This window comes from Halomonas halodenitrificans DSM 735 (assembly GCF_000620045.1).
Classification (GTDB): Bacteria; Pseudomonadota; Gammaproteobacteria; order Pseudomonadales; family Halomonadaceae; genus Halomonas; species Halomonas halodenitrificans.
On sequence record NZ_JHVH01000053.1, the window covers coordinates 1 to 1,473 of the forward strand.

Consider the following 1,473-nt stretch of genomic DNA (forward strand, 5'->3'; position numbering starts at 1 on the left):
TGGGGGACAGCCCCTATAAGCTCGGTGAGGTTCGCCGCTATGTGTACGAGCAGATTCGCCGCATGCTGCGGGCAGGCTGGCTCGTACTCGATGATGAGCGCCGTAAGCGGGGGCAGGTCTATCATCTGCGCCCCATGCCGGAGCACTTGCAGTTGAAACTCGTAGACAGAGGATTCGAGAAGAGCCTGAAGCCCGAACACAAGACAAAGCGGGCGTCGCCGGAACCCGCGACTAGCCTTGCTGCTTCCAGAACCGGAACTGAGGTGTACCAGCACTTGGAGGCAACCCTCAAGGAAGTCCGACTGGACTTTCTGACGTCGATGGGTGAAACAGAGCGGTACAAGCAACTACTCGATGAGATGCCGCACCTCCGTAGCCATGTGGAGCATGAGTATCAAGAGGCCAGAGATCGCAGCTCGCGCCTTTTGGGCCACCTCCGTGCGGTAGAGAAGACGCTTACTGCGCTACCCTCGCAATGACGATTTCGGGACTGCGAACATGGCAGCGGCGATGCATCGAGGCAGCGCTGCCCCATTTTGTTACCACACCGCACTTCCTATGCCAGGCAACACCCGGCGCCGGCAAGACGCGCTTGGCAGCGGCGCTAGCACGCTGTCTGTTTGAGAGAAACCAGATCGACTTGGTGCTCTGCTTTGCGCCCTCATGCCAAGTAGTAGATGGGTTTCGTACGACCTTCGCAGAGGTGCTGGGTAAGCGGCTCGATGGCTTGGTCGGGGCCGTCGGCGGTGCTTACACCTACCAAGCCATGGAGCACCAAGATAATACCTTCTGGCAGCTACTTGATGAGTATCGCGTGTTTGTCGTCTTTGATGAAATCCACCACTGCGCCGGACATGACCCCCTGTTGAGCAATGCATGGGGGCAGCAAATCATGCAGAGAATTCAGGACCGTGCTGCCTATACGTTGGCGCTCTCGGGGACTCCGTGGCGCTCTGATGACTTGCCCATCGCGCTTGCACGTTATTCCTCTCCGGAAAGAGAACTAATCTGCGATTATCGTTATGGTTTACAAGAAGCTATTACTGATGGAGTGTGCCGTTCACCACGCATAGTTCTTCTGGACAATCAGAAAGTACAGCTTACCGAAGCGTTGGAGAACGAGAGCACCGTCAAGCTCTTCCCCAGTATTGCTGCACTGCTCGGGGAATCCCCTATCACTTACGAGGATCTGTTGCGCCACGATGAAGTGATGCATCAGATATTGGGGCTGGGCTGTGAGAGGCTGGATGAGATCCGGCGCTTCAAGCCAGATGCGGCGGGCTTGGTCGTAGCGACCGATATCGAACACGCCCATCAGATAGCTATAGCCCTAGAGTCCCGGGGAGAGGCTTGCCATGTTGTCACTAACAAGACGTTAGGTAAGCGCTCCACCAACCCCATCTTCTGCCGCTGAATAGTGTCCGTCAGACTGGTGTCATTCGATAGCAAGGAGGACACCATGACCGACCTGAC

General features: G+C 56.4%; 2 protein-coding genes. Both read left to right on the forward strand.

What is annotated here, in order from left to right; all coding sequences use genetic code 11:
- The coding region (locus Q358_RS18825) for a hypothetical protein (protein WP_027962525.1) at nucleotides 1-479 on the forward strand (479 nt) is incomplete at its 5' end.
- On the forward strand, nucleotides 476-1,414 hold the full coding sequence (locus Q358_RS17655) for a DEAD/DEAH box helicase (protein ID WP_043488488.1): 939 nt from the start codon (nucleotides 476-478) through the stop codon (nucleotides 1,412-1,414). The genes Q358_RS18825 and Q358_RS17655, both read left to right, overlap by 4 nt.
- The last annotated feature ends 59 nt before the right edge of the window (nucleotides 1,415-1,473 follow it).